Source organism: Paenibacillus sp. MB22_1 (assembly GCF_047200555.1).
In the GTDB taxonomy this organism is placed as follows: domain Bacteria; phylum Bacillota; class Bacilli; order Paenibacillales; family Paenibacillaceae; genus Fontibacillus; species Fontibacillus phoenicis.
On record NZ_JBLADV010000001.1, the window covers coordinates 1,147,612 to 1,174,129 of the forward strand.

The following is a 26,518-nucleotide window of genomic DNA, read 5'->3' on the forward strand; positions in this document are numbered from 1 at the left end:
AAGGAGGAGAAAATCATGAATACAAAGAAAATTCAGAGCTTTGTGACCGAAAATGCCATTTATATCGTTTTGGCCGTGCTGCTTATCGGCATCGCCGCTTATGATCCAAGCTTTATCGGACTAAATACGTTTCGCGATATTTTGATCCAATCGTCCACCCGGGTTATCATCGCCCTTGGGGTTGCGTTTATCCTCATTACCGGCGGTACCGACTTGTCCGCGGGCCGGATGGTCGGATTGACGGCTGTCGTCTCTGCCTCCATGCTGCAAGAGGTCGATTATGCCCGTCGCTTTTTCCCGAACCTGCCGGAGCTTCCGTTGTTTGTACCGATTTTGATCGCAATTGTTGTAGGTCTGATCTTTGGTCTGATCAACGGGATTATCGTATCCAAGTTTAAGGTTCCGCCGTTTATCGCTACACTGGGCACCATGGTTGCCATCTACGGGATCAACTCCCTATATTTCGATACGGAGCCGAACCAATCCCAGCCGATCGGCGGATTGCGCGACGACTTTACAACGTTAGGTTCAGGTTCATTGTTCAGTAACTGGAGCTTCTCGATTCCATATATCGTCATTATTGCGATTGTCGTTTGTGCGATCGTTTGGGTCATGTTCAATAAAACCCGGCTTGGCAAAAATATGTACGCCATCGGCGGCAACCAGCAAGCTGCGAAAGTATCGGGGATTAACGTCTCCAAAAACTTGATTATGATCTACTCGATCGCCGGGGCGCTTTACGGCTTGGCTGGTGTGCTGGAAGCAGCCAGAACCGGCGGTGCTACGAACAACTACGGGAACATGTACGAGCTTGATGCGATCGCAGCCTGCGTCGTGGGGGGCGTATCCACCACCGGCGGGATTGGTACGGTTCCAGGCATTATGGCTGGCGTGCTGATCTTTACGGTCATCAACTATGGCTTGACGTTCGTAGGCGTAGGTCCTTACTGGCAACAAATCATCAAAGGTGCAATCATCGTTGCTGCGGTAGCGTTCGATATGCGGAAATACGCAAGCAAGAAATAAGGTCATTTAGGGTTAAGTGAAGGGCGGCTTTTGTGCCGTCCTTTTTTCCATTTTTTACGCAAGCGGAAGCCGTCGAAATATGTTAAAATGTGACAAGAATCATAAGACAAGAATCGGCGATAGGAAATCGGCTGGGGGGAGCAAGCCATCATGAAGAAGTGGAGCAAAATCGGTTTGTCCGGGCTGCTGATTGCAGCTTTGGTTTTGGTTATGACGACGTGGCAAGGAGGAACTGGATTCGGTACGGATACTGCGTATGCCGCAGCTGCCGCCAGCAATTCCTCGAAGTCGCTTGCAGCGGTCTACTTGAAGATCCAGACACAGAACGCGTCCAAGGTAGTTGAACTCGTCAACCAGGAGCGTAAGAAAGCCGGTCTGAAGCCGCTGATCGTACATACCAATTTGACCAAAATGGCCAAAACCAAAGCCATCGACATGTTCAAAACCGCGTATTTCAGCCATACATCACCGAAATACGGCTCTCCCTTCGACATGATGGACGCGTTCAACATTACCTACATCTACGCAGGAGAGAACATCGGCAAAGGGCAACGCACCGCTGAGGAAGTGGTCAAGGATTGGATGGAGAGTCCCGGCCATAAGGCGAATATCCTCAACCCTAAATACAAGCTGATCGGCGTCGGGTATTATAATGGGTATTGGGTGCAGGAGTTTATTGGGAAATAGGAAGTTCCCTTCATCCTATTGCTGATCCACGAAAAAGGATAACGACCACGGGCCGCTCTTGTCCGCCGTTTGTCCATCGATGAGAGGGAAGGAAGACAAGCGGCTCCCAAATGCGGACGTAAACTCCCTTAGGTTCGTTATTCTTTTTCTTCAAGCAATAGGACGCCGGAAATGTGGGCGGATGCAGGAAGAGCCCGGCTAGACAGCCGGGCTCTTTGATGTATTTTAGCGGAGTCTGGGGAGCGAAAAGTGTGTTTGAGCAGTCGGCTGACGGACCAACGTAGAGTGATTCAACGGGATAATGGAGTTTTAGCGGAACTGAGAGATGCTATTTGGCTCTAGGTGCATGATTGGGAATTCTAACGGAACGAGGAGACCTTATTCGGGTGAATTTGGCTCTATTGGGTCCATTTTGAGGTGAATAACGGCTTCCGGTTCCGTTAGAACGGGAAATGACCGGGAAATGTTCAAATAACGTCTCTACGTTCCGTTAGAGATCAGGTGCGGGAGAAACGCATTGGTCGCCTTTGGGAGCGGATTTCTACAGTGTTGGAGTTTACTGAATCCAAGAAATCCGCGAGCAACAGCGATCGTAAGAACATTTCACCCGGTGGCCACCAAAGCTCTTTAAATCAATCTTTCATGCTCATCGTCTAATCCGAGATATTTTATTGAAACCTCCCGAACTTTGCAGCGTAAACATAAGCATAATCTGATATTTTAATCGGGAGGAAAAGCAAATGTCCATTTTCAAAAGATTACGCGATTTGACCATGTCTAATATCAACGCTTTGATCGACAAAGCGGAAGATCCGATCAAATTGACCGACCAATATATCCGGGATATGCAAGAAGATCTCGAAGATGCGGAGAAGGCGGTTGCCGCCCAAATCGCGATTGAGAAGAAGTTTAAAGGCTTGTATGAAGAGCAGCAAGCGTTGGTCGAGCGGCGTACCCAGCAGGCGCATCAGGCGGCTCAAGCGCAAAACGTTGACCTGGCTCGCCGCGCACTTGAAGAGAAGAAAGCCGCTGAGGCAAAAATGGCGGAATACAAGGCAAGCTACGAGCAAAACAAAGCCGCTGCCGACAATCTTCGGGCGAAGCTTGAGGAAATGCGCAAACAGCTGACGGAAATGAAGAATAAACGCGAAACGTTGGTTGCCAGATACAATGCAGCTAAAGCGCAAAATGAAATCAACAAGACGATGTCCGGGTTTAACTCCGATTCCGCGGCAAACGGCCTGAAGCGGATGGAAGAGAAGATGCTGCAAATGGAAGCCCAAGCCGAAGCCAGCAATGAGCTGAACTCTAAGGCTAAATCCTTGGATGAAGAGTTCGAAAGCCTGAACAAGGATGCTGCCGTGGAAGCAGAATTGGCCGAGCTGATGAAGCTATATGAGGATAAAAAATAAGCGACTTGATTCTAAAGTGAGGCTAGACCAAATATGAGCGTATGGAAAAGACTCGGCAATTTGTTTGCCAAACCGGCGCCGCCTGTCGTAGAGAAGAGCATGCTATCGCTGGCCCCGGGCGATATCTGCGAGGTATCGCTCATTTCCTACGAGGTGACCGGCCGGGTCGGCAATCGCGGGCGTAACGCGGTTATGCTGACGCTGCAGGACGGCAGTCAGATCCGTTATCTGCTGGTCGAGGATCGTGAGACGCTGCAGTATCATCTCTATCAGCCGATTGACGGACGGCTGAACGATCCGACCGAGGTGCCGGGCCAGATGGATCTTGACGGAACGCTGTATTATTTGGAGGAAGAGTACGGCGGTTACGTGTCTGTGGTTGGCAAGACGCCGTTCCTTCAAGGCGGGGAACAGCATGTGTGGCAGTACCAGTCAGACGACGGCAAGCTGCTGCGGATCGAATGGCAGAACGGGCGGTTTATGTTGTACGAAGGCGTTAAGGTGATTCCGGCCGACGTCAAAGTCATTCGAGCCAATTAAGGCGATAATCTTTAAGCAACTATTGTTCCAAAGCGCGATGAAGCCCGATGAAGCGCGAGAACGAGGCGATCCCCTCGATTCCCGCGCTTTTTTTTCGCCGAAAGCACACAAAAAAATAACATCCCCCAAGCTGCCAATGCAGTGGAGGATGCTATAAATGGGTTATGCAGGGGTCGAACCTGCGACCTGCCGATTAAGAGTCGGCTGCTCTACCAGCTAAGCTAATAACCCTTAATGTAAGGTTCCTTAATGTGAAGGTTTCTTAAGGACAAGAACTATTATAACTCTACAGTTCTAAAAATGCTAGTCCTTTTTTCGAGAAAATTTGCATCTCTTTGCAAGAAGTTTTATGTTATTTACATAAGTTGGAGAGTTACTCATAATTAGCGTAAATGAGGGACTGTGAGGAAACAGGAGGGGTTACATGAGCAGGACGTCCCGGATTTGGCGGTGGGCGGGATTGGCGTCACTGGTATCGACTTTAATTCTGCTCGCTGGATTCGTATATGCGGTGTCGGATATTGCCGATCCGTCGGCAGCCGCTGGCCATTCGACAGTTTCACCGTCCCAAACGGAACCCGCCGTGAAAGCGGGGGCCTGGGATGTGACGGCCATCGGGGATTCCTTGGCCAAAGGGACTGGGGACGATACAGGCAGCGGATTTGCCCGCCGGACGGTGGATCTCTTTAATAAAGAGGGCGCCACGTCTAAACTGGTCAATAACTTGGGAATTAACGGTCTGACAACGAAGGAACTGCTGCCGATGCTGGACGATCCTGGTGTGAAATATGCCCTGCAGCAGTCGGGGATTATCCTGTTGTCGATTGGGGGAAATGATCTGTTTGACGGCACGGAGGCGTTAACCTCGGGACAGCAAGTCCCAACCCAGACGGAAATCGAAGCGGCGATTGAGAAGAGCTCGGCGGATTTTGAAAAAATCGTAGCACAAATCAAGAAAATCAACGTGCAAGCGCTCCTCGTCTACGTGGGTTTATATAATCCGTTCAGCGATCTTGATGGGATGCGCGAAATCGGTAACGATGCGGTAGCGCGCTGGAACGCGATGGCGATGAAAACGCTTGGGGAATATGACGGCACCTTGGTCGTGCCAACCTATGACTTGTTTACGAATAACGCGTCCCGTTATTTGTCGAGCGACCATTTTCATCCGAACGGAGATGGCTACCAGGCGATTGCCGAACGGATGGTCCAAAGCATCGCGCGCTAATGACGGTTTAATGCTGGAGTCTAAATGAAGGAGTGAACGCCATGGCAGCACGGCAGCCGATCATCGCTGAGCAGCGTCAACCTGTCCTAAGGGTGCAGGGGCTCAAAAAGAAAATCGGACGTAAATGGATCGTGCATGAAGTGAATTTCGAGGTGTACGCCGGAGAGATCTTTGGGTTCCTTGGTCCCAACGGAGCCGGCAAAACAACCACGATCCGCATGCTCGTCGATTTAATTCGGCCAACCGAAGGCCAAGTACATATTTGCGGATACAATGTACAACGGGAACCGGAGCTGGCGCTGCGCTGCGTTGGGTCCATCGTGGAAAATCCCGAGGTTTACAGCTATTTAACCGGGCGGGAGAATCTCGAGCATTTCGCCCGCATGATTTCGGGCATCGATGGGAAGCGGATTGAAGAAGTTGTGCAAATGGTTGGGCTAACGGGCCGGATCGACGACAAAGTGAAAACCTATTCGCTGGGCATGCGGCAGCGGTTGGGTATTGCCCAAGCGTTGTTGGGCCGGCCGAAGCTTCTGATTCTGGACGAACCTACAAACGGTCTGGATCCCAAGGGGATCAAAGAAATGCGCAGCTTCATCCGCCGGCTCGCGGAAGAAGGGATGGCCGTTTTTGTATCGAGCCACCTGCTCAGCGAAATTCAACTGCTGTGCGATCGAGTGGCGATTATCGGGCGCGGGCGTGTACTCGCCGTCGGCAAAGTCGATGAGCTGATCCAGGCGAATCGAAGTTATGTGGTCTGGGAATTGGAGCCCCGGGAGCCTGGCGAGCGGCTGCTGCGGTCGGCAAGCGGGGTCAACGTGGTAACCGAAGCCGGAAACGTCCTGGACGATACGATTATGGCGGGAATCCAGGGCCAGGCGATCGTAACTCAAATGCAGCCGGAATTGATCCCTGGCCTCGTACAGCGTCTGGTGCAGGAAGGGATCCGGGTAGAGGCCGTGCAGAAGGTGAATCCGACGCTCGAGCAGCTGTTCCTGGAGATGACGGAAGGTGAAAGCATTGAATAACATTCTTCCTTTAGTAAAAAATGAAACGATCAAGATGATTAAAAAGAAACGCTTTTACGTCATCTTGCTCGTGTTGATCGTGCTGGTCCCGATGTTTGCATACGCCCAACTGCGACAAGCGGAGGACAAACGGGAGAAGTTCGGGACGGACTGGCGCCGGGAAGTGCAACAAGCGATCACAGACAATCAGAATTCCCTGGGCAGCGACCGGGTGCCGGAGGAATGGAAGAAATACCGTAAAATTTATATTCAACAGTTGAAATATTATTTGGAGCATGACGTGAATCCCAGAGAACCGGGCGGCGTATCTTTTACTCGGGAGTTCTTGGATAACGCAGCTACGCTGTTCATTCCGCTGTTAATTATGGGCGTAGGATCGGATATTGTGTCTTCGGAACGGACGAGTGGAACGGTCAAAATGCTGCTTACTCGGCCGGTAAGGCGATGGAAAATCCTGCTAAGCAAGCTCATCACGCTGATGATGTTTGTGTCCTTGATCATTGTATCAACCTGTTTGATATGCTATTTAATTTCAGGGTTATTTTTTGGTTACCGCGGATGGGCGCTGCCGGTATTTACAGGATTCCAGCTGCGGGGGGCCGAAGTAGACATTTCGGGTGTGCATGCAGTGCCGCAATGGTTGTATATTTTCATGCAGGCCGGCCTGATCTGGTTTGTCAGCGTGGTGGTGGCCGCCTTGGCGTTTATGGTGTCGGTGCTGGTGCGCAGCACGTCGGCGAGCATTGTCATTATGATGGCGACGCTGATTGCCGGCAATATTTTGACGAATATGGCTTCCTCCTGGACCAGCGCCAAATATTTGTTTATGGTGAATCTCGGTTTAACGAATTATTTGGCGGGGACACCGGCTCCGATCGAGGGGATGACGCTGGGATTTTCGCTGGCTGTGCTGGCGATTTGGGGGGCTTGCGCCCTCGTCGTTTCATTCCTTGTCTTTACGAAACAAGATATTTTGAATTAAAATGGACAAAGGCACCAAAACATCTGTTCGACTACTACATACAGAGGTAGACTAAAGAATTAAAGGGGGAGCATGATGGCCGAACAAATCGATTTGTTCGAGGACGTACCCGGCACGAATGCCGATGGCCCGTCTTCGGGATACGACGCGGACGACATTCAAGTGCTCGAAGGGCTTGTCGCGGTACGCAAACGGCCAGGGATGTATATTGGCAGTACGAGCTCGTCGGGACTTCATCATCTGGTATGGGAGATCGTCGACAACGCGGTCGACGAGCATCTGGCGAAGTACTGCACGAAAATTGATATTACGCTGAACAAGGACGGATCTGTCACCGTACTCGATAACGGCCGGGGGATTCCAACCGGCATGCATAAAACCGGCATTCCGACGCCGCAGGTCGTTTATACGATCCTGCATGCAGGCGGCAAGTTTGGCGGAGCGGGTTACAAGAAATCCGGCGGCTTGCACGGCGTTGGTGCATCGGTAACGAACGCCTTGTCCGAGTGGCTCGAAGTGGAAATTTATCGGGACGGAAAAATCCACCGGATGCGCTTCGAATATTGGGTTGACGAGAAAGGCATTGAACACGTCGGTGAGCCGGTCACAGGGCTGGAGATTATCGGCAACACGAACAAGACCGGCACGAAGGTAACGTTTAAACCGGATATTCGCGTCTTCACCGGCGGGATCGGATTAAACTACGATACGCTCGCGGAACGGTTGCAGGAGATCGCGTTTCTGAATTCGGGCCTGAAGGTGACCTTGAAGGATGAGCGGGTCGGCCGTTCCGACGAGTTTTTTTACGAGGGCGGAGCCAGCCAGTTCGTTGAGTTCCTCAATGACGGGAAGGACGTGCTGCATGATGTCATCCATTTCTATGCGGAGCGGGAGGATATCGAAGTAGAAGTGGCGCTGCAATACAATGCAGGGTACACCGAAACGCTGGTATCGTTCGTCAACTCCATCCCAACTCGGGGCGGGGGAACGCATGAAACCGGATTCAAGACAGCTTACACCCGCGTGATGAACGAATATGCTCGGAAGAACGGCTTGCTCAAGGAAAAGGATAAAAACCTCGAAGGTAACGATTTGCGCGAAGGCATGATGGCCGTTATCAGCGTCAAGATGTCCGAGGTGGAGTTTGTCGGTCAAACGAAAGACCAGCTCGGAAGTGCATCGGCTCGAAGTGCGGTGGAATCGGTCGTGAGCGAGAAAATGGCGGTGTTCCTGGAAGAGAACCCGCAGGTTGCTCAGACGCTGATCAAGAAGGCGGTCCAAGCCTCCAAAGCGCGGGAAGCCGCTCGCAAAGCCCGCGACGAAATGCGTTCGGGCAAGAAGCGGAGCGAAAGCTCCAACCTTGGCGGCAAGCTGACGCCGGCGCAGTCGAAGGATTATACGCGCACAGAGCTGTTTATTGTGGAAGGGGATTCCGCTGGCGGTTCGGCCAAGCAGGGGCGTGATTCGAAGCTACAGGCTATTTTGCCGTTGAAAGGGAAGCCGATGAATCCGGAGAAGGCCAAGCTGGCGGATATTCTCAAGAACGACGAGTACCGGGCGATTATTTCGGCGATTGGCGCAGGCATCGGGCCGGATTTCACCCTGGAGAACAGTAACTTCTCCAAGATCATCATCATGACTGACGCCGATACAGACGGTGCGCACATTCAAGTGTTGCTCCTGACGTTCTTTTACCGTTATATGAAGCCGCTGATCGATGCGGGACGGGTCTATATCGCGCAACCGCCGTTGTACAAGATTACTCGTCGTTCCGGCAAGCTGGAGACGGTGAGATATGCGTGGACCGACGAACAGCTGCAGAACTACCTGAAAGAATTCGGCAAAAATTTCGAGCTGCAACGCTACAAAGGTTTGGGAGAAATGAATCCCGAACAGCTGTGGGAAACGACGATGAATCCGGAAACGCGGACCATGCTGCAGGTGCAGATCGAAGACGCCGCCAAAGCGGAGCGCCGCGTGTCTACGCTGATGGGGGACAAGGTCGATCCGCGCAAGCGATGGATCGTGGAAAACGTGGATTTCACGGAGTTTGAGGAATAGAAGGTGAATTGATGTGAGCATGCTGGAAAACTTTTTGCCGGCGTTCTTGGAAGAGGTTGTAGGCGACCGATTTGGCCGGTATTCCAAATATATTATTCAGGACCGGGCGATTCCTGACATTCGCGACGGGTTGAAGCCGGTTCAACGCAGGATATTGTATGCGATGTACGATTCCGGTAATACCCCGGACAAACCGTACCGGAAATCGGCGAAGACGGTTGGGGACGTTATGGGGAACTACCATCCGCACGGGGACTCTTCGATCTACGAAGGGATGGTACGGATGGCGCAGCCGTGGAAGATGGGCCATGCGCTTATCGACGGTCACGGCAACTGGGGTTCGCAGGACGATGACCCGGCAGCAGCGATGCGGTATACCGAAGCGCGCTTGTCGGCGATCGCGATGGAGCTCTTGCGAGATATTGAGAAGCGGACCGTGCCGTTTAAGGACAACTTCGACAATACGGCGAAGGAACCCGTCGTCCTGCCGGCCCGTTTTCCGAACCTGCTGGTCAACGGGGCCAGCGGGATCTCCGCAGGGTTCGCGACGGAAATTCCGCCGCATAACCTGCGCGAGGTGATTGATGCCTGCATCGCCTTGATGGAGAAGCCGGAAATGACGCTAGAGGAAATTCGGCTGTTCGTGAAAGGACCGGATTTTCCGACGGGCGGCATTATTATGGGCGAGGAAGGCATTCGGGAAGCTTATGAGACCGGGAAAGGCCGGATTTATTTGCGCTCCAAGACAGAAATCGAGACGCTACGCGGCGGCAAGCAGCAGATTGTTATCACCGAGATTCCTTATCAGGTGGTGAAGTCGCGCTTGGTAACGGCAATGGAAAACATCCGTCTGGAGAAAAAGGTGGACGGCATTGCCGAAGTGCGGGACGAAAGCGGCCGGAACGGACTGCGTATCGTTGTCGAGTTGAAGAAGGATGCGGATGCTCAGGGGATTTTGGCCTATTTGCTGAAAAAAACCGACCTGCAAGTCACTTACAACTTCAACATGGTGGCGATCGTCAACAAGGCGCCGCGTCAGCTGGGGCTCAAAGCGATGCTCGAAGCCTACATTGCCCACCAGCGCGAGGTTGTGACCTACCGGACGCAATATGAGCTGGAGAAGTTGGAGGACCGTGCTCACGTATTGGAAGGCTTGGTCAAGGCGCTTAACATTTTGGATGAGGTTATCGCGGCGATCAAAGCTTCCAAGAACCGTCAAGATGCGCAAAACAACCTGCAATGGATGTTCGGGTTTACCGAACGGCAGGCGGATGCGATTTTGACCCTGCAGCTGTACCGTTTGACCAATCTGGAAATTACGACGCTGCAAAAAGAGCTGGAGGACATCCAGAAGAAAATCACCGTGTTGCGCGGCATCTTGGAAAGCGATAAGAAGCTGATCGCATTGATCAAGAAAGAGCTGATCGAGATCCGCGATAAATATGGGATCGACCGCCGCTCGCACATTCAGGACGAGGTCGAGGAGCTCAAGGTCAACCTCGAAGTGTTGGTTGCCCAAGAGGATGTGCTGGTCACGATTTCCCGTGAGGGATACATCAAGCGCACCAGCATGCTGTCGTTTACTCGATCCGGCGGGGAGCGGGATGGCTCCGGGGTCAAGGAAGGCGACTACATTAAGTATCTGCTAGAGGTAGATACTTTGCAGAACCTGCTGATCTTTACGCAGCGGGGCCAATACTTCCTCTTGCCGGTGCACCAGATTCCAGAGTTCAAATGGAAGGATAACGGGACGGCGATCGTCAACGTGATCCCGCTCGCCAAGGAAGATCGCATTGTCAGCGTCATTCCGGTGAAAAGCTTCGATGAGAATCCGGAGCTCAGTTTGGTCTTCGTGACGAAGAACGGTCAGGTGAAGCGGACGGAGCTGAAAGAATACGAGAAGAAGCGCTCCGGCGCGGTAGCTGCCTGCAAGGTTGGCGACGGCGATGAAGTGCTGAGTGTCACCGTCAGCCGGAACAACCAAGAGATCCTGCTGCTAACGAAGCAGGGGATGGCGATTCGGTTCGCCGAAGACGAAGTGAACCCGATGGGACGGGTATCGGCAGGGGTACGCGGAATCAACCTGAAGGACGATGACGAAGTTGTTTCCGCGCTCTGGGTCGAAGGCGAGGAAGGCGAAGTGCTCGTCGTGTCCGACTTGGCTTACGCTAAGCGCAGCCTGCTGCTGGATTATCCGGTTCAAAGCCGGGGCGGCAAAGGCGTTCAGACGTTTGAATTTAAGGAAGGCAAGCGGGTCAAACCGAACGGCAGCCGCTTGGTCGGCGGCGTTCACTGCAAGGAGCCGGTGCTGCTGCAGGCGGTCACGAAGGAAGGGCAGATGCACACCTTCAGCTCGGAGGATGCTCCGATAGCGGACCGGAAGTCGATCGGGAAAGCGATGATGTCCGTGGACAAAAACGACGAGATCGTGGATCTCTTCGTCAAAGAATAAGCGATCAACTCCGGGGAAGGGCTTGAATCTTTCCCGGAGTTTTTTTAAACAATCCGTAGTGAAGGGAGGGATGGAGAATGGCGGAAGCGCATTTCCTGTCGCGGTTATCTGCACCGGCTAGACGGGCCTTGGAAGCGAATGGCGTAACGACTTTGGAGAAGCTGGCTGAGCTGAGTGAACAAGAGGTGCTGCGATTTCATGGCATGGGGCCAGCTTCCATACCTAAGCTTAAAGAGGCTTTGCGATCGAAAGGATTAACGTTTAGGAGCTGAGACGGGGGCTTGAGTGTCTTCCTCGGTTAAATGACGGATAAACGCTTGGAGCGTAGGGTCCATAAACGTGCTCCTGCGGTAGACCAACCCGACGTTTTTGTGCGGTACGGGCTCTGCCAACGGGATGAAGGTGATTCCGCTGCGGCGATTCGTGCTGGTCAACGTCCGGGCATAGGAGCCGGGGAGAACCGTTCCCCCGACGTGGTGGATGACCATCTGTACCTGCGATTCCATCGTCGACAGCTCCATGACCGGCCGGATCTCGATCCCCTGTTCAGCGCAAGCTGTATCAAGCAGCTGGCGAACGTAAAACTTCGGCGGAAATAACACAAGCGGCAGCTGCGCGACCTGCTCCAGCGTCACTTCCGGCAGCTCCGCATACGCGTGCTGGCTGGAGACAACCAGCACCAGCGCCTCGTCGAACAGTGGGCGGCTGACGATGTGCTCGTCCTGGAGCGGCAGAAACACGACGCCGAGATCCAGCTGGTTGGCGAGCAGTCCGGCTCTTGTCTCCTCAGTAGCAAGCTCAAGTACCGTCAGCTCGATCCCGGGGTACTGGCGATGGAAAGAGATCAGCTTATCTTCCAGCAGGTGGTTGCCGGAGCAGCCGATACGGAGCTGTCCGCGCTGGACGCCTGTGAGCTGGCCAATTTCCAATTTAGCCTGTTCCACCTCATAGATCACTCGGCGGGCGTGCTCCAACAGGATTGAACCCGCTTGAGTCAGATAGTTTTTTTTGCCAATCCGTTGAATGAGGGCCGTCCCAAGCTCTTGCTCCAGCAAGCGAATTTGGTGGCTGAGCGTCGGCTGCGTAATTCCCAGTCTTTCCGCGGCTTTGGTGAAATGCAAATCCTCGCCGACTGCGATGAAATATTCCAATAGACGATGCTCCATAGCGGATGATTCTCCCCGATACATAGATATTGTCAATGATTATAATTGAAACGATATTATTGATCAATGAAGAAAGAATCGGTATAGTGAAAGACAGAGAATTCATTGCTTCGTCAGTTCGTTAAACCGATATGGGAAAAGAGGAAATTTAACATGGGAAATTGGTCCATCACATTAACTACGGCTAAAAAAACGAAGCCGGCTGCCGATCAGCTGGGCTTTGGCAAATATTTTACCGATCATATGCTACTTATGGATTATTCGGCAGATCAAGGCTGGCACGATCCGCGAATCGTGCCGTACGGACCGATTTCGCTGGATCCATCGGCGATGGTGTTCCATTACGGGCAAGAGGTGTTTGAGGGGATGAAGGCGTACCGGACACCGCAGGGAGAGCTGGTATTGTTCCGGCCCGATATGAATTTGCGCCGCTTGAACCATTCGTGCGCACGCATTGGGATTCCCCAAGTTGATCCGCAGGAAGTGCTGGAGGGCATCTGCCGTCTGCTCGCCCTGGAGGAGGAGTGGATGCCGGAAGGCGAAGGCAATTCCTTGTATATCCGCCCCTTTATTATCGCTACCGAAGCAGGGCTTGGCGTGCGGGCTGCGGAGGAGTATCGGTTGATCGTCATTTTGTCGCCGGTTGGGGCTTATTATACGGAAGGCATCCATCCGGTGCGCATTTACGTGGAGGATCGGTACGTCCGGGCGGTTCGCGGCGGTACAGGCGAAGCGAAAACCTCCGGGAACTATGCCGCAGGGATCAAAGCGCAGGAGGACGTCAAACCGCTTGGCTACTCCCAGGTGCTATGGCTTGACGGCATCGAAAAACGGTATATCGAAGAAGTGGGCAGCATGAATGTGTTCTTCAAAATTGGCGGGGAAGTTGTGACACCGGAACTGAATGGCAGCATCCTGGCTGGCGTCACGCGGGACTCAGTCATTCAGCTGCTTAGGGCGTGGGGAGTTCCCGTCAAGGAACGCCGGATCTCGATCGAAGAACTGTTTGAGGCTCATAAGGAAGGTCGGCTTGAAGAAGCGTTTGGCACTGGAACTGCGGCGGTCATTTCCCCGATCGGCAGCATGACGTGGGAAGGTCATGACATGGAGATTGCCGGAGGCCAGACCGGAGAATTGTCGGCCAAACTGTACGACACGCTGACAGGAATCCAACGCGGGGAACGGGAGGATACGTTCGGCTGGCGGTATCCTGTCCGATAAAACAACCAGTGCGGTGCCCCCTCTGCCGCAAACCACCGGATAATTGCTTCAAGGCAGCAGGAATTTGCGAAGGAAGCAGCGAATTATCCAAGTGGTGATGTAAGGCAAGGAGGGATAAGATTGCATACCGCTGAATTTGCCAGATTGCTTGATCTCATCGTGAAGGATTATCAGGCCCACATGGAGGAGGAGCTGGCTCCCACGCTAACGACGTCGCAGTTGACCGTTCTGGAGCTGCTGGAGCAGCAGGGCAATCTGAAGCCGTCCGATTTGATTCCGTTTCTCTCCACGACGCCGGCTGCAGTGACGATGCTGCTTGACCGAATGGAGCGGGGCGAACTGATCCGCCGTGACCGGGACGAGAACGATCGCCGCAACGTATGGGTGTCGATTACTGATAAAGGACAATCCGAAGTCCGGCGGGGCATCGAAGTTCGCAACACTTACTTAAGCGGCGTGTTGAATCGCATCTCCACCCATAATCAACAACTGCTGGTATTTCTGTTGGGCAAAATTTCCGGAACGAAATAAGGAACTTGCCTACGAGGGAGTCAATGAATAGGCGGGACGTCAGGGAGCTGAATAATCAGCTCCGGACGTCCCGCCTTTTTTACATTTCTATTCCGTTTCCCCCGGCCTGCAGCAGCGCTGCGAGGCGGGTATACGTTCCTTCCTCCCACCGATCCCAGGGATACGCGCGCGGCGGGAGGGAGACCAGATCGATCGGCTCCTTGGTCACCGGGTGCGGAAAACCGACGTACAGCGACCAAAGTGCGATTTGTTGGCCTGGTTTATTCCGCCCCGCGCCATATTTCTGATCGCCATACAGGGGGCAGCCGATTTGGCTCATTTGCACCCGGATCTGGTGCGGCCGGCCGGTGTGCAGCTCCACCTGCACAAGGCTCAGCCGCTCCGATGCGGAGGTGCCGAGCACCCGGTAATCAAGCCGGGCTTCTTTGCCGCCGGGTGTCCCCGCGGGAACGACAGACACCGTATTGGTGCGTTCGTCTTTAAGCAGCGTATCCGTCAAACGACCTTGCCGCTGCGGCGGCGTTCCGTGTACGACGGCGACATACGTTTTGCTGAACCGGCGGCTCCGCACCATCTCCGCTAACCGCGAAGCGGCTTTTGATGTCTTGGCAAAAATCATGGCGCCCCCGACCGGACGGTCCAGCCGATGGACAAGTCCGAGATAGACGTTGCCGGGCTTGCCATACCGCTCCTTGATGTCCGCCTTCAGCAAATTCAGCAGATCGGGGTCCCCGCTGGCATCCTCCTGGGTGGGGATGTTCACCGGCTTCTCGATACCGAGCAGATGGTTGTCTTCGTAAAGGATTGCCATCGCCGGCTGCCCCGAGGTCCGCTTAGCTTCGGAATCCATTGATTATTCCTCCCAGCGTCCGAGAATGCCGCAAGGGAGGTGAAGCCCCGAGCGGGTGATCGGCAGTCCCAGTTCGCCGGCCGAGATCCGTCCTCCGTAACGCTTCTTGACGGTCATCGTCAGAATGTTGTTCAGTACGGTAGGGGAAATGCCGGTCGTATACGAGTTGATGAGGAAGAAGAGCGGCTTGTCCGACAGAATCGACAAGCAAGATTCCACGAACGGGTAGAGGCTCGTCTCCAGCTTCCACATCTCACCGCCCGGACCACGCCCGTAGGACGGAGGATCCATGATAATCGCGTCATAACGGTTGCCGCGCCGTTGCTCCCGCTGCACGAATTTGAACACGTCATCCGTGATGAAGCGTACATGGCGGTCGGCCAAACCGGACAGCGCCAGGTTCTCCTTAGCCCATTGGACCATCCCTTTCGCTGCATCGACGTGAACGACCGAAGCGCCGGCCGAAGCTACGGCTACGGTGGCGCCGCCGGTATATGCGAACAGGTTCAGCACCTGAATCGGCCGACCCGCGCCGGCGATCTTGTCCATCATCCACCGCCAGTTGGCGGCTTGCTCCGGAAACAATCCGGTATGTTTGAAATTGGTTGGGCGGATATAAAATTTCAGCCGGTCATAGGAAATCGTCCAACGGTCGGGAATCTGCTTCTTCATCTCCCACTGTCCGCCGCCGGAGGAGCTGCGGTGGTAATGCCCGTGCACATCGTGCCAGCGGCGATCCTCATTGGCGATCGGCCAGATGATCTGCGGGTCGGGGCGCCGCAAAATGATATCCCCCCAGCGCTCCAGCTTTTCCCCGTTTCCGGTGTCCATTACTTCATAATCCTGCCAATCGTTTGCTACATACATGTGTTGATCCTTCCTTCCGCCGCCTCATGCGGCCCGCCCGTTTGGGCATGTCCTTAAGTTCTGTAGATTCGGTAGTTATTGTACCTTATTTTTCTATCGGCATGCTACCTCCGTCGTTTTTTTTCATATTACCGACCTTATAAACATTTGTTTATTCTGGATTTCACCTGTGCTGTGGTGGCGGGTCTGCTGGAGATCGGGTTCCCGGTCGCCGTTAACCAGTTCGTGGACAAGCTGTTGCCAGGTCGCGACTGGGCGCTAATCATGGATACCGAGCCGGACATAGCCGATGCCCCGGATGCGATTGACGTTGGAACCTTGAAGGGAGACATTTACTTCGATCGCGTTTCTTTCGGTTATGAAGGGGTTTCTCGCGTGTTGGAGGACGTCAGCTTGAAGATTCGAGCCGGGGAAACTGTCGCCTTCGTAGGGCCGTCAGGTGCCGGCAAAACTACGCTATTGCTGCCGCGCTTCTATGATGTGGATGGCGGACGGATCACCATCGACGGGATGGATATTCGCGATCTAACCCTGTCCTCATTGCGGCGCAATATAGGGATTGTACAGCAGGACGTTTATCTCTTCTCGGGGACGATTCGTGAGAACATTTCTTACGGCAAGTTGGAGGGAGCTCTTCTGTAGAGCCTGCGGTCTGATTCGCCTTAGAATCAACGCAAATAAGCATAGTAGTCCTGGGATCGGCAAACCCGAAACCCCGTCTGTTCATAAAGTTTCTTGGCTTGGGGGTTGTTGAGTGCGACTTCCAGCCAGACCTCAAAGCCTTTGGCACGTTCGCGTTCAACTACCTGACGCAAAGCAGTACTACCGATGCCTTGCCCCTTCATGCACGATGAGCTCGTTCTGACGAACTTCTTCCTCCGTTAACTTCTCGTAGTACAACCGGGTTTCCTCCGGATGGAGATCAAATCCCTCCTGATCGAGGCGAGCGAGCAGCGGCCGTTCCGCGTCCTCCGCGGATCGAAGCGTGATCTGAGTCGTTCTGGACGGAGCATTCGCGCAAGCCGCTTTAGGGGAGTGTTTCATTTGAAATTCGCTGAATTCATAGCGGCAAGGATAGGTGGCAAGGAAATGCTTGGCCGAGTCGGAGTTCCCAGGTGCATTCAAAAGGATCTTCGGATACGAACCCACTGTAGCTAGGTTTAAACCACGCCGCAGCAGGGAGGTGAAAATACCCTGTCTGCGGTAATTCGGGTGAACCATGGTGTCCCAATTTAACTTCAAAGCAATTCCGTCATGCTGCTCTACGTGTTGTTGGAGGGCTTCCACGTCAGCCCATGTCCATGTTAGATTCATGCCAGCTCACTTCCCTTCATTCGTATTCTAGCGGATCGGAAGGAAATTGGCACGTGAAATCGTGGGCAGCCGCGCTTGACATATCTCAAGTACGGGGGTAGCTTGAAAGTACTGCAAATCTACTTATTTTTTCGGAGGTACTAGGAATGAATATCATCGAAATGGAACAAGTGACTTGGTTCCGGGATGGGAAAGCCGTATTAAACGGCATCGATTGGACGGTCCGCGAGGGAGAACATTGGGCGATGCTAGGCTTAAACGGTTCTGGCAAAACGACGTTGCTCAACATGATCAGCGGCTATCTCTGGCCGACATCTGGCCATATCAGCGTACTGGGGAATCGGTTTGGCGAAGTAGATTTGCGGGAGCTGCGCAAAACGATTGGTTGGGTTAGTTCTTCGATGCAGGCCAGACTGCACGGGGGGCAAAAAGCCGAAGATCTCGTGGTAAGCGGCAAGTTTGCCTCCATCGGACTTTACGAGAAGCCAACGTCAGAGGATTACGACCGGGCTGCAGCCTTCATGAACCAGCTCCACTGCAGCCATTTACATGGACGGACTTACCAGACCTGTTCCCAAGGTGAACAGCAAAAGCTGTTGATTGCTCGGGCGTTGATGGCTTCTCCCCAGCTGCTCATCCTGGACGAGGCAACGAACGGACTGGATTTCATTTCCCGGGAAGGATTGCTGGACAGCATCGCACAGCTGGCCGCCGAACCGAACACGCCGCATATGCTGTATGTAACGCACCATACCGAGGAAATTTTGCCGATTTTCACGCATACGTTGCTGCTCCGGCGGGGAGAAGTCTACGCGCAAGGGAAAACGTCGGATGTCCTGAACGAAACCGGGTTATCCGATTTCTTTGAAACGCCGGTGGCTTTGCGATGGAATCAGGAACGAGCTTGGCTGTCGACGAAATAAGCCTTAACCCGTCGGGGTACTCCCGGCGGGTTTTGCTGTTTTGGAGCCGGAGGCTTTTTTGCGTATTGCAGCCACTAACCAATAGAAGCTGGGGATGAGAAATTCGGCGAAAAAGAACATCGGCGCCCCTTCCCAGGACAGGAAAGAAATAATTTCCGGCGGAGTTCTGGCAATCGACATGGCGTAAATGGACACAAAGGCGACAACCGGCAGCGTGAACGCTTTATGATCTTTCACGCCGGTCAATTGGGCAATGCATAAGACCGCGGTGAATACCACAAACGCAATTTTGACAAAGATGCTGGTCAGCCACAAAATAATTAAGATCGGATCCATCGTTTCGATAAATGAGCCAACGCGAATGAAACGAACCAGTTCCATGTCAGGGTAAACCAGATTGGCTCCCAGGTTCGGTCCAAACGTCAGCAGGATCGGAATGAGATGCAACAAGATCAGCAGCAGCGAAGTGATTGTAGCCCAGAAGAGGGTACGAAACACCTTTTTTGGCTTCTCTAGATAAGGGAAAAGTAAAAACAAGAATGCCATCTCACCAAATATTGCCATAGTATCTAGGATTGAGGAAGCCATATCCTTAATCGAGAGATGGTTTACCAAGGCAGAGAACATATCTAATTCCATCTCCTGAAATCCGATAAACGGAATGAGGAAGAAGGCGACCGAAAAAATGAGAAAAAAACCTTCGGCCGTTCGGAAGATGCCCAGAACCCCGCAGCGAACAGCATAGGTAACACATACTCCATAGATAGCGATCACCGCCCACCCTGGCGTATCAATCAAATATTCCGATAACAAGAAATCAGCAAGCTCCCTTAAATTGAGAGCAGCTAGAAAAAGATGGAGTATCACGATGTAAATTACGAAAATGATATGGAGGGGGCGGCCCACCACTTTGCCCCCGAACTCTACAAAAAACTCGTTGGGGCGAGAGGAAGCGAGCTTATAGGCTGGGTAGCAAAACAGCAGCCCCAGCAAAGCGCCCACCACAACGGCAATCGGCGTAGAATACTTGCTGCCTCCTAGTAACATTCCTGCATAAAAAGCAACGACGGTGGTGAAGGTTTGTAAGCTGAAAAGCATAAAGATTTGATTGGTTGTTATGTTCTTGAGCATTCATTCCGCCTCCTAAAGTCCGATCGTGTCAAAACGATCCGCCCAGCATCGACTTGCGTAAATATTCCATCATCATGATGAAATTCCATTGATCCTTCAGTTTAAATGTGACTTCTGAGATGACAAAAAAACAGATGGAGACGAGTAGAACCGTCATCCGTTTTTTTAGCTGAACGCCCTCTTTTTTCTGTATCATCCAGTCTGCCAGCATGATGAGCACATACAGGATGCCGATATAGACCACATTGATCCCTCGCTATCTATTGGTTTCTTGGACTACAGAACGAAACACACCGCCCGTACGGTTTAATTTAATCTTTACGTCAACCTCAATCGGGAGTTCCTTGGCGTAGTAATTCTTCCATTGATCTCGCATGGTGTGCCAAATTTTTGGATGACTCCAATCCAGATACTGGCTCATGAGGAAGGCATCAGAACGGGCTTTTCGAGTCTTGTTCAGCACGTGGATAAACTGCTCTTCAACGTCTTTACTTAAAATCTCTTCCAATTGATGGAGAACTTGCGGGTCCTTCAAATCGATATGAGAGAGAGAGGATTCAATATAGGCTTTTGCACTGCTAACGACTCTGAACGAGACCTGATCACCCTGTACTCTCGGCTTAATGCTCGTCTTAATTCCCTCGATGTGAAAGCTAATCTCCTTCCCATCGGTGGGAGATGGGAGGGTGAGCGTAGTATTTTTCAGCTGGGAGCTGATCCACAGTGCGGTTCGATGCTCGAGAGGGGTGAGTTCGATCTTTGCCATTTTACCGCCGCTGAAGATCGCTGCTCCTCCGGAGCCCATCCAACGGTTCGTTTTTGGATTCTCCTTTGCAATTTCTGGAAGCTCTCCGAAGGACAGCAGCGGAATCAGAATATCCCCTCCTTGGTATAGCGCCAGCTTGTAATCCTTGACAGTAGTGTCCAACACATAGTGATTGTTGACGTATTTCCGCAGGATGTCGCTGAGAATCCGTTCGAATACCATCGGTGCCTTCGTGATTTCTTTAACGTCACCCGGGGTTACGAACAAGCTGGCACTCAGCCGGAAGGAGGGCTGACGGAAGACAAATTCAACAACTTCGTCCAAGCCATGCTCCGCCTCTCTTCGGCCCACCACAACGATGCGAGTTTGACCAAAAGTGATGTTCCGGGGCACGTCAATTTGAATTAGATTTAAAGCCTGACTTAGGTTTTCTGCTCTTCTAGTTATAAAGCTAAACGGATCCCCTTGGTGTTGCCCCGTCCCGCCGGCTTCCCCGGGAATCATCCGGTTCGGGAGCGGAATGCCTACGGTCAATTCCACCTGCCCGTCCTCCGTCCGATCGATGAGTACCGTGTTCACAAACGCACGGTTGTTAAGCTCCTGAGCGGACCAGCATCCGCCAACGCCAATGAAGAGCAAGATAATCAATGTTGCTGTTGCGATAGCGCGGTGGATTCTCGTCACTCGAAATCACCTTTCTTCTCTTTTACCCAACTGCGAGGATTTGAGTTTTGTCGGTTTTCGTTGTTCGAGAGTTGCATCGGTCGTTTGTGCATCTTCCACCAAGGAACCCGAATGAACGTATCTCCCAAATCCTTGCCCATGAGCGGAGCAATCGGGGATAAATAGGGAAGTCCAAAAGATTCCAAATTGACCAAATGGATGTAAATCAGGATTAACCCGCAGGTGACGCCGTACAACCCAAACATGGAGGCTAGGATCATAATCGGAAAACGGAGCAATCGAAACGCCAAGCCTAAATCGAAATGGGGGATGATAAACGAAGCGATCCCCGTTAAGGAGACGATGATCACCATGGCCGCTGAGACGATCCCAGCTTGAACTGCAGCTGTGCCGATGATCAAGGCGCCGATAATGGATACGGCTTGCCCGACCGATTTTGGAATTCGAATGGAAGCTTCACGAAGCGCTTCAAACGCAAGTTCCATCGCAAAGGCTTCCCATAGTGCCGGAAAGGGGACGATCTCCCGTGAAGCAGCGATCGTAATCAGCAGCTGGGAAGGGATCATTTCCGGATGAAACGTGGTGACTGCGATATAAATGGACGGCAGAGTTAAAGAAGCAACTACGAAAAAATAACGAATCCAGCGAATCCAGTTCGCTGCGACATAACGCTGATAGTAATCCTCCGCCGATTGCAGCAGCATCGGCAAGGTCACCGGAGCGAGCAATGCGATCGGTGAACCATCTACAATGATGGCGATTCTTCCTTCCAAAATCGCTGCGACGACGACGTCAGGTCGTTCTGTGTACTGAAGTTGCGGAAAAGGCGTGTAAGGGTTGTCCTCGATGATTTCTTCCACGTAGGCGGAACCCAGAATTCCGTCCATATCGATATTGGACATGCGACGCTGCACTTCTTTCAGCAATTCCGGCTTACATATGTTCTCCATATAAGCCAGCACAATACTGGTTCGAGTTTCCCGACCTTTATTGACCGTCGGGGTTTTCAGATGTGGACTTTTAATCCGGCGGCGAATCATGGTCAAATTCTTCTCCAAGTCCTCGATGAAGGCTTCTCTAGACCCGCGGATGACAGATTCGTTGGGAGTTTCATCAATACTGCGCGTCGGGTAAGCGGAAATGGAGAACGTCAACATCCGCTTATCCCCGTCGATCATCAGCAAAGCTTCGGCGTTCAGCATGGCTTGAATCGCTTGATTTAAGTCATCGATCACGGTAGCTTGAGATACACTTAACGCTTTATCCTCGAATAGGAACTGATAAATATCTTTTTCCTTCAGTAACGAGGCTTCTCGTTGTAAGCTGCGTACGATAAATTGCTGGACCGTTTCCTGTGCAATCATCCCGCGAACATAGACGAGAGCACAGGGTTGGCCCGAACTGATCGTAAATTCACGATAGATGATATCTGAACTATCCTTAAGCTCTTGCTTCATCCAATCTAACCGAACTTGTAAGCTTTGACCGTCAGCGAGGGATGAAGCATCCGTACGGCTTGGGGGGAGTGTTGGTGTTTTGCCTGACTTTCCCCCGAGGGAGTGTTTTCGACGCTGCAGCTTTCTTATGATGGGCATGGAGCTACCTCCTTCCTTAGCCGACTATTCCCAGTTAAGATGCGCCGTTGACAGGAGAAATATACTAATTTTTTGGCAAATCCGGAGTGAAGACCAACATCAATCGAAACGAGATTATTTTTGAAGCAAGTTGGTAATAAAGGGTAACGATATCATCAACAAGAATAGTCCAGTGGGGAAGGGTTCTCATGCCAAGAATAATGTTCCGAAATACGCACAAAAAGCGCAGTCCAATCCGAAACAACGGGGAATCGCAAAGTAACACTTCGGCTGACGACTGCATCACACGGAGCGTTCATGCGTCGGTTGCGAGCATCGTTCGTCTCTTGAATGCTCCTGATGATTTAGTGACCCGGTTTATCTGCGGTGCTGAAGGGACTCCTCCATGCGCCATCGTGTGTATTGCCGGGCTGGCGGATTTGAAAATGATTAACGATCATATCGTTACATCCATACAGCAGGCGTATTCCGCCATTAACTGTTCTGAGCCCATCACCGGACAAGAATTGTACCGGCGGTTGGACAAGCAATTTCTATCGGTTCAAAAATATAAAACAACGCGATCCCTTGACGAGATTCTCGTATCTTTGTTGTCTGGGGATACCGCGTTACTTATTGATGATCTGGATCAGGTTCTCCTGATTGGCAGTAAGAAATGGACAGGACGGAGCGTGGAGGAGCCCGAAACGGAAGCGCTAGTCCGCGGGCCGCGTGAAGGTTTTAACGAGAGCATTGAGACGAATGTTATCCTGCTTCGGCGGACGATCCGGGATCCGAAACTTCGATTCGATCCCTACCGCATTGGGGAACGTGGGAAGAAAGAGCTCATTATCGCTTATATCGATAGCATTGTGCATCCTGCGCTTGTCCAAGAGGTAAAACGAAGAGTCGAGTCGATCGATATTGACGATGCGCCGGAAAGCGGGATGATCGAGCAGCTCATCCAAGACAGCTTCTTGACACCGTTCCCTCTGATCTTGCATACGGAACGTCCGGATAAGGCTGCTTCCGCGATTCTACAAGGTAAAGTTGTGATATTACTGGAAGGTACGCCATTTGCGTTAATTATGCCAACGACATTCGAAACTCTAATGCAGTCACCGGAAGATTATTATGAGCGCTGGCTGATTGGATCTTTAATTCGGATCTTGAGATATACGGCGGTATTTGTATCGTTGACATTTCCATCGTTATACATCGCTCTAGTGTCCTTTCACCAAGGGTTGATTCCCTCCAAGCTGGCCTTTTCGATTGCGGCAGCTAGGGAAGGTGTGCCGTTCCCAGCCGTCATCGAAGCTTTTCTCATGGAATTGACGTTGGAGCTGCTCCGGGAAGCCGGGATCCGCCTGCCCAAGCCGGTCGGGCAAACGGTCGGGATTGTAGGCGGCTTAGTGATCGGCGAGGCGGCGGTGCAGGCGGGGATTGTAAGTCCAATCATGGTCATTGTCGTATCGGTGACGGCCATCTCCTCCTTTGCGATCCCTGCCTACAGCGCAGGAATTGCTTTCCGGATCTTGCGGTTTATTATCATGATAGCTGCATCCATGTTTGGACTTTACGGGATCATCCTAATTCACATCATGATCTGCATTCACCTATCGAGACTGAACAGCTTTGGGATTCCTTATTTAACACCATTAGCTCCCAGCTACTATCGCGACTGGCGGGATATGTTCATTCGAGCCCCATTAATGATGCTGTCGAAGCGACCTCAATATATGGCAACCAAAGACGATTCCAAGATGGGAAGTAGGGAGGGCGGTACATGAAGTCCTTCAAGTACGGGGATCAAGAAATAGACAGTTATGAAGTGTTCGCCTCCGTTGCGAATATGGTGCTTGGTTTCGGCGTGCTTAGCTTGCCACGCTCCATCATACAGAAGACAAATTCGGTCGACGGTTGGATATCGATCCTCATTGGCGGTGTAGGCGCCATTTTCTTTACGTGGATTGTCGCCAAGCTCATCTCTCAATTTCCAAAGCGGAATTTGTATGATATCGGCAGATCCGTCATTGGTAGGCCGCTGGCCTTCCTGATCACGCTCATGTTTGCCGTATATATGTTAGCCGTTGTTGCTTTTGAAACCCGGGGGGTAGCAAGCATTTCCCGCTTATACTTGTTCGATCGGACTCCGATCGAGATCGTCTGCCTGGTCTTTCTCCTAGTGCTTATCTATGGCGTATCCGGCCCTAGTGTGGCCTTGTTCCGGTTAAATACGTTGTTTTTACCGATCGTGATCATGCTGATCTTCGTCCTATTATTGATGAATATCAGCCATTTTGATATCCATAACCTGATGCCGTTTTTTGTGACCGACTGGCGGGAGTTGCTGATAACTTCCAAGGAGTCAGCCTTCTCATTTCTTGGGTTTGAGATTTTATTGTTCTACAATATGATTCTCACAAAGCCGAAGCAAGCCGTTAAAGCTTCAACGCTGGGAGTGCTGGTTTCGCTTGTGCTCTATTTGCTTGTGTTTTTTTTCAGCGTGGGCGTCTTTGGTCCCGAGGTGACCGCCAGCACGCTGTATCCCACGGAGGAGTTGGCCAAGCAGGTTGAGGCTCCCGGTGGTTTTTTTGAACGGTTTGAGTCGATCTTTTTCTCGGTTTGGGTGCTTACCCTGTATAATTCGGCGGTGATGGCCTTGGATGTGTCTCTGTCTGCGATTGAAGCTGTTTTTTCAAAAGTCAAGCGCACGGCGTTGGCGATAGGGGTAGGACCCATTCTTTATCTCGCGATGATGCAGCCGCAAAATATCAATGAATTTCAGCTGTTTGGCGATTGGATTAGTTACGCCGGCATCGGGATGGGAATGATTGTTCCGACCCTTCTGTTATTGTTGTCGATGCTGCGGGGGGTGAAGGGGCGTGCGTAGGGTCCGCTGGATTTGGTTTATCGCGCTGATCCTAGCCATAGGGATGACCGGGTGCTGGGATCGGGTCGAAATTGAAGATCGCGGGTTTGTTGTAGGGGCTGGAATCGACCTTGCTGACGAGGAAGAAACAGAGGAGGGTAAATATATTCTAACCTACCAATTTGTAATTCCAGGAGGGTTGCAGGCAAGAGAAGGCGATAGTAGCAATGGGAGTTCATCCCAAAAAGCATACTTTAACCTATCCTCTGCAGCGAATACGATGTTTGGGGCAACCCGGAAGCTGTCCTATCAAACGAGCCGCAGTCCCTATTTGCAACATTTACGCATGATCCTGATTTCCCGGAAGCTGTCCGAAAGCGGCGAGCTTGCCTCTGTATTGGATGTATTCCTTCGAGACCATGAAATGCGTCGAGCGACTAAAATTATGGTGACGGAGGGAGAAGCGCGTGAAGTGCTGGAGACAAATCCGAAAAACGAGAAGCTGCCGGTGATGTTTTTTGAATCCACGTCGCTAAATCCAACGAAGAGCTCCAGTATATTTCCGCCAACGAACATCGGAGATGTCCAAGCTTATATCTTGTCAAAAAGCAGCTTTGCCCTGCCGATCATTCGTAAACATGGGAATGAGGTCTCTGTTTCCGGGGCAGCTCTCTTCGATAATGCACAGAGGTTGAAGGGGTTTCTAAATGAAGAGGAGACTTCAGGATTAAACATCCTGCGCGGAACCGCTAAGGACGGGGTTATAGAGGTGCGTGTGAATGATGAGTACATCGCTTATGAGATCAAAGGCTTACGGCAGACTATCCAAGCGGATGTGTCCGATCCCGAGCATATCCGGTTTACCATCCATCTGGAGTTGGAGGGAAACATTGGCGAGACCCAGGAGCGATTGGATCTGCTTTCCACTCATCAGCTTGCGGAACTCGAGGAGAAAACCGAGCAAGAAGTAATCCGCATCACCAATGGAACATTAACGAAGCTGCAGCAGGAATTTAGAGTGGATGTTCTTGATTTAGGAGACGAGCTGAATCGCAGGCATCATGCGCTTTGGCAGAGCATCAAGGACGATTGGGAGCAGGGCGAACGTTATCTTTCCCGATGCGATATCGAAGTAAAAGTCCGCGCCAAGATTCGCATCGTAGGTTCAACGTTGGAAACCAAATAAGGAAGGAGGAGAATAGC

25 protein-coding genes, 1 tRNA gene and 1 pseudogene are annotated in these 26,518 nt (G+C 52.0%); 17 read left to right on the forward strand and 10 right to left on the reverse strand.

Going from position 1 to position 26,518, the window contains the following annotated elements:
- The first annotated feature begins 15 nt into the window (after positions 1-15).
- The 4 genes from mglC (at position 16) to ACL02P_RS05290 (ending at position 3,665) form a co-directional block, all read left to right on the forward strand.
- On the forward strand, positions 16-1,026 hold the full coding sequence (mglC, locus tag ACL02P_RS05275) for a galactose/methyl galactoside ABC transporter permease MglC (protein WP_036645890.1): 1,011 nt from the start codon (positions 16-18) through the stop codon (positions 1,024-1,026).
- Between the two features lie 150 nt (positions 1,027-1,176).
- A complete protein-coding gene (locus ACL02P_RS05280) occupies positions 1,177-1,713 on the forward strand; it encodes a CAP domain-containing protein (RefSeq protein WP_009225948.1) in 537 nt (178 codons plus the stop codon).
- A gap of 740 nt (positions 1,714-2,453) precedes the next feature.
- Positions 2,454-3,125 (forward strand): PspA/IM30 family protein, encoded by a 672-nt coding sequence (locus ACL02P_RS05285; protein WP_260070754.1) that lies wholly within the window; start codon positions 2,454-2,456, stop codon positions 3,123-3,125.
- Between the two features lie 33 nt (positions 3,126-3,158).
- The gene (locus ACL02P_RS05290; RefSeq protein ID WP_009225950.1) at positions 3,159-3,665 is read left to right on the forward strand and encodes a DUF4178 domain-containing protein; all 507 of its coding nucleotides are present in this window, start codon (positions 3,159-3,161) and stop codon (positions 3,663-3,665) included.
- 158 nt (positions 3,666-3,823) lie between these two features.
- Here ACL02P_RS05290 and ACL02P_RS05295 read toward each other — a convergent pair.
- Positions 3,824-3,896, reverse strand: a tRNA-Lys gene (locus ACL02P_RS05295).
- 193 nt (positions 3,897-4,089) lie between these two features.
- Between ACL02P_RS05295 and ACL02P_RS05300 the strand changes: the two genes are divergently transcribed.
- From ACL02P_RS05300 to ACL02P_RS05325, 6 genes are all read left to right on the forward strand, one after another.
- Entirely contained in the window at positions 4,090-4,893 is an 804-nt protein-coding gene (locus tag ACL02P_RS05300) for a GDSL-type esterase/lipase family protein (protein WP_412836904.1), read from the forward strand.
- A 41-nt stretch (positions 4,894-4,934) separates the two neighbouring features.
- Complete coding sequence (locus tag ACL02P_RS05305; protein ID WP_009225952.1) at positions 4,935-5,921, forward strand: ABC transporter ATP-binding protein; 987 nt, start codon at positions 4,935-4,937, stop codon at positions 5,919-5,921.
- Positions 5,914-6,903 carry an ABC transporter permease gene (locus tag ACL02P_RS05310; RefSeq protein WP_036645926.1) on the forward strand — a complete coding sequence of 330 codons (990 nt, stop codon included), beginning with the start codon at positions 5,914-5,916 and terminating at the stop codon, positions 6,901-6,903. The genes ACL02P_RS05305 and ACL02P_RS05310 overlap by 8 nt, the downstream gene beginning before the upstream one ends.
- Before the next feature lie 75 nt (positions 6,904-6,978).
- Complete coding sequence (gene parE, locus ACL02P_RS05315) at positions 6,979-8,964, forward strand: DNA topoisomerase IV subunit B (RefSeq protein WP_412836905.1); 1,986 nt, start codon at positions 6,979-6,981, stop codon at positions 8,962-8,964.
- 13 nt (positions 8,965-8,977) lie between these two features.
- Complete coding sequence (parC, locus tag ACL02P_RS05320; RefSeq protein WP_412836906.1) at positions 8,978-11,416, forward strand: DNA topoisomerase IV subunit A; 2,439 nt, start codon at positions 8,978-8,980, stop codon at positions 11,414-11,416.
- Positions 11,417-11,493: 77 nt separating this feature from the next.
- Positions 11,494-11,688, forward strand: coding sequence for a helix-hairpin-helix domain-containing protein (locus ACL02P_RS05325; protein ID WP_009225956.1), 195 nt, complete (start codon positions 11,494-11,496; stop codon positions 11,686-11,688).
- On the opposite strand, the gene ACL02P_RS05330 is transcribed toward ACL02P_RS05325, so the two are convergent.
- Positions 11,671-12,582: a LysR family transcriptional regulator gene (locus tag ACL02P_RS05330; RefSeq protein WP_412836907.1), complete on the reverse strand. Its 912-nt coding sequence runs from the start codon at positions 12,580-12,582 to the stop codon at positions 11,671-11,673. The two genes, ACL02P_RS05325 and ACL02P_RS05330, sit on opposite strands and share 18 nt — an antisense overlap.
- 153 nt (positions 12,583-12,735) lie before the next feature.
- Here ACL02P_RS05330 and ACL02P_RS05335 point away from each other — a divergent pair, with 153 nt between their 5' ends.
- Positions 12,736-13,803, forward strand: coding sequence for a branched-chain amino acid aminotransferase (locus tag ACL02P_RS05335; RefSeq protein ID WP_412836908.1), 1,068 nt, complete (start codon positions 12,736-12,738; stop codon positions 13,801-13,803).
- A 120-nt stretch (positions 13,804-13,923) separates the two neighbouring features.
- Positions 13,924-14,334 carry a MarR family transcriptional regulator gene (locus tag ACL02P_RS05340; protein WP_260070759.1) on the forward strand — a complete coding sequence of 137 codons (411 nt, stop codon included), beginning with the start codon at positions 13,924-13,926 and terminating at the stop codon, positions 14,332-14,334.
- A 79-nt stretch (positions 14,335-14,413) separates the two neighbouring features.
- On the opposite strand, the gene ACL02P_RS05345 is transcribed toward ACL02P_RS05340, so the two are convergent.
- Complete coding sequence (locus tag ACL02P_RS05345) at positions 14,414-15,184, reverse strand: RluA family pseudouridine synthase (protein WP_260070760.1); 771 nt, start codon at positions 15,182-15,184, stop codon at positions 14,414-14,416.
- Positions 15,185-15,187: 3 nt separating this feature from the next.
- Entirely contained in the window at positions 15,188-16,051 is an 864-nt protein-coding gene (locus ACL02P_RS05350) for a class I SAM-dependent methyltransferase (RefSeq protein ID WP_009225961.1), read from the reverse strand.
- A gap of 261 nt (positions 16,052-16,312) precedes the next feature.
- Here ACL02P_RS05350 and ACL02P_RS05355 point away from each other — a divergent pair.
- Positions 16,313-16,684, forward strand: a pseudogene (locus ACL02P_RS05355) (ATP-binding cassette domain-containing protein); the annotation flags it as partial.
- 35 nt (positions 16,685-16,719) lie between these two features.
- Here ACL02P_RS05355 and ACL02P_RS05360 read toward each other — a convergent pair.
- Together ACL02P_RS05360 and ACL02P_RS05365 are read right to left on the reverse strand one after the other, a co-directional pair.
- The gene (locus tag ACL02P_RS05360; RefSeq protein WP_412836909.1) at positions 16,720-16,896 is read right to left on the reverse strand and encodes a GNAT family N-acetyltransferase; all 177 of its coding nucleotides are present in this window, start codon (positions 16,894-16,896) and stop codon (positions 16,720-16,722) included.
- Positions 16,874-17,365 carry a hypothetical protein gene (locus tag ACL02P_RS05365; protein ID WP_412836910.1) on the reverse strand — a complete coding sequence of 164 codons (492 nt, stop codon included), beginning with the start codon at positions 17,363-17,365 and terminating at the stop codon, positions 16,874-16,876. Before ACL02P_RS05365 ends, ACL02P_RS05360 begins: the two co-directional genes overlap by 23 nt.
- 146 nt (positions 17,366-17,511) lie before the next feature.
- Here ACL02P_RS05365 and ACL02P_RS05370 point away from each other — a divergent pair, with 146 nt between their 5' ends.
- A complete protein-coding gene (locus ACL02P_RS05370) occupies positions 17,512-18,288 on the forward strand; it encodes an ABC transporter ATP-binding protein (RefSeq protein WP_412836911.1) in 777 nt (258 codons plus the stop codon).
- Positions 18,289-18,291: 3 nt separating this feature from the next.
- On the opposite strand, the gene ACL02P_RS05375 is transcribed toward ACL02P_RS05370, so the two are convergent.
- Genes ACL02P_RS05375 through ACL02P_RS05390 form a run of 4 tightly spaced genes read right to left on the reverse strand, consistent with a single transcriptional unit; the run spans position 18,292 to position 22,464 of the window.
- On the reverse strand, positions 18,292-19,419 hold the full coding sequence (locus ACL02P_RS05375; RefSeq protein WP_412836912.1) for a GerAB/ArcD/ProY family transporter: 1,128 nt from the start codon (positions 19,417-19,419) through the stop codon (positions 18,292-18,294).
- A 28-nt stretch (positions 19,420-19,447) separates the two neighbouring features.
- A complete protein-coding gene (locus ACL02P_RS05380) occupies positions 19,448-19,663 on the reverse strand; it encodes a hypothetical protein (RefSeq protein WP_009225966.1) in 216 nt (71 codons plus the stop codon).
- A 12-nt stretch (positions 19,664-19,675) separates the two neighbouring features.
- Positions 19,676-20,869: a Ger(x)C family spore germination protein gene (locus ACL02P_RS05385; RefSeq protein WP_412836913.1), complete on the reverse strand. Its 1,194-nt coding sequence runs from the start codon at positions 20,867-20,869 to the stop codon at positions 19,676-19,678.
- Positions 20,866-22,464 carry a spore germination protein gene (locus tag ACL02P_RS05390; protein WP_412836914.1) on the reverse strand — a complete coding sequence of 533 codons (1,599 nt, stop codon included), beginning with the start codon at positions 22,462-22,464 and terminating at the stop codon, positions 20,866-20,868. The genes ACL02P_RS05385 and ACL02P_RS05390 overlap by 4 nt, the downstream gene beginning before the upstream one ends.
- Before the next feature lie 188 nt (positions 22,465-22,652).
- Between ACL02P_RS05390 and ACL02P_RS05395 the strand changes: the two genes are divergently transcribed.
- From ACL02P_RS05395 to ACL02P_RS05405, 3 genes are read left to right on the forward strand one after another with little or no spacing between them, the layout of a single operon-like run.
- Positions 22,653-24,233, forward strand: a complete 1,581-nt coding sequence (locus ACL02P_RS05395) for a spore germination protein (RefSeq protein ID WP_412836915.1) — start codon at positions 22,653-22,655, stop codon at positions 24,231-24,233.
- Positions 24,230-25,336: a GerAB/ArcD/ProY family transporter gene (locus ACL02P_RS05400; protein WP_412836916.1), complete on the forward strand. Its 1,107-nt coding sequence runs from the start codon at positions 24,230-24,232 to the stop codon at positions 25,334-25,336. The genes ACL02P_RS05395 and ACL02P_RS05400 overlap by 4 nt, the downstream gene beginning before the upstream one ends.
- The gene (locus ACL02P_RS05405; protein WP_412836917.1) at positions 25,329-26,501 is read left to right on the forward strand and encodes a Ger(x)C family spore germination protein; all 1,173 of its coding nucleotides are present in this window, start codon (positions 25,329-25,331) and stop codon (positions 26,499-26,501) included. Before ACL02P_RS05400 ends, ACL02P_RS05405 begins: the two co-directional genes overlap by 8 nt.
- Positions 26,502-26,518 lie beyond the last annotated feature (17 nt).

Bases quoted from the DNA above. Each gene is read 5' to 3' on its own strand.
- ACL02P_RS05370 (WP_412836911.1), top strand. From the start codon at position 17,512: ATGAATATCATCGAAATGGAACAAGTGACTTGGTTCCGGGATGGGAAA.
- ACL02P_RS05345 (WP_260070760.1), bottom strand. From the start codon at position 15,184: ATGGATTCCGAAGCTAAGCGGACCTCGGGGCAGCCGGCGATGGCAATC.
- parE (WP_412836905.1), top strand. From the start codon at position 6,979: ATGGCCGAACAAATCGATTTGTTCGAGGACGTACCCGGCACGAATGCC.
- ACL02P_RS05395 (WP_412836915.1), top strand. From the start codon at position 22,653: ATGCCAAGAATAATGTTCCGAAATACGCACAAAAAGCGCAGTCCAATC.
- ACL02P_RS05305 (WP_009225952.1), top strand. From the start codon at position 4,935: ATGGCAGCACGGCAGCCGATCATCGCTGAGCAGCGTCAACCTGTCCTA.
- ACL02P_RS05330 (WP_412836907.1), bottom strand. From the start codon at position 12,582: ATGGAGCATCGTCTATTGGAATATTTCATCGCAGTCGGCGAGGATTTG.
- ACL02P_RS05300 (WP_412836904.1), top strand. From the start codon at position 4,090: ATGAGCAGGACGTCCCGGATTTGGCGGTGGGCGGGATTGGCGTCACTG.
- ACL02P_RS05360 (WP_412836909.1), bottom strand. From the start codon at position 16,896: ATGAAGGGGCAAGGCATCGGTAGTACTGCTTTGCGTCAGGTAGTTGAA.
- ACL02P_RS05325 (WP_009225956.1), top strand. From the start codon at position 11,494: ATGGCGGAAGCGCATTTCCTGTCGCGGTTATCTGCACCGGCTAGACGG.
- ACL02P_RS05280 (WP_009225948.1), top strand. From the start codon at position 1,177: ATGAAGAAGTGGAGCAAAATCGGTTTGTCCGGGCTGCTGATTGCAGCT.
- ACL02P_RS05365 (WP_412836910.1), bottom strand. From the start codon at position 17,365: ATGAATCTAACATGGACATGGGCTGACGTGGAAGCCCTCCAACAACAC.
- ACL02P_RS05285 (WP_260070754.1), top strand. From the start codon at position 2,454: ATGTCCATTTTCAAAAGATTACGCGATTTGACCATGTCTAATATCAAC.
- ACL02P_RS05290 (WP_009225950.1), top strand. From the start codon at position 3,159: ATGAGCGTATGGAAAAGACTCGGCAATTTGTTTGCCAAACCGGCGCCG.
- ACL02P_RS05400 (WP_412836916.1), top strand. From the start codon at position 24,230: ATGAAGTCCTTCAAGTACGGGGATCAAGAAATAGACAGTTATGAAGTG.
- ACL02P_RS05390 (WP_412836914.1), bottom strand. From the start codon at position 22,464: ATGCCCATCATAAGAAAGCTGCAGCGTCGAAAACACTCCCTCGGGGGA.
- ACL02P_RS05335 (WP_412836908.1), top strand. From the start codon at position 12,736: ATGGGAAATTGGTCCATCACATTAACTACGGCTAAAAAAACGAAGCCG.
- mglC (WP_036645890.1), top strand. From the start codon at position 16: ATGAATACAAAGAAAATTCAGAGCTTTGTGACCGAAAATGCCATTTAT.
- ACL02P_RS05375 (WP_412836912.1), bottom strand. From the start codon at position 19,419: ATGCTCAAGAACATAACAACCAATCAAATCTTTATGCTTTTCAGCTTA.
- ACL02P_RS05350 (WP_009225961.1), bottom strand. From the start codon at position 16,051: ATGTATGTAGCAAACGATTGGCAGGATTATGAAGTAATGGACACCGGA.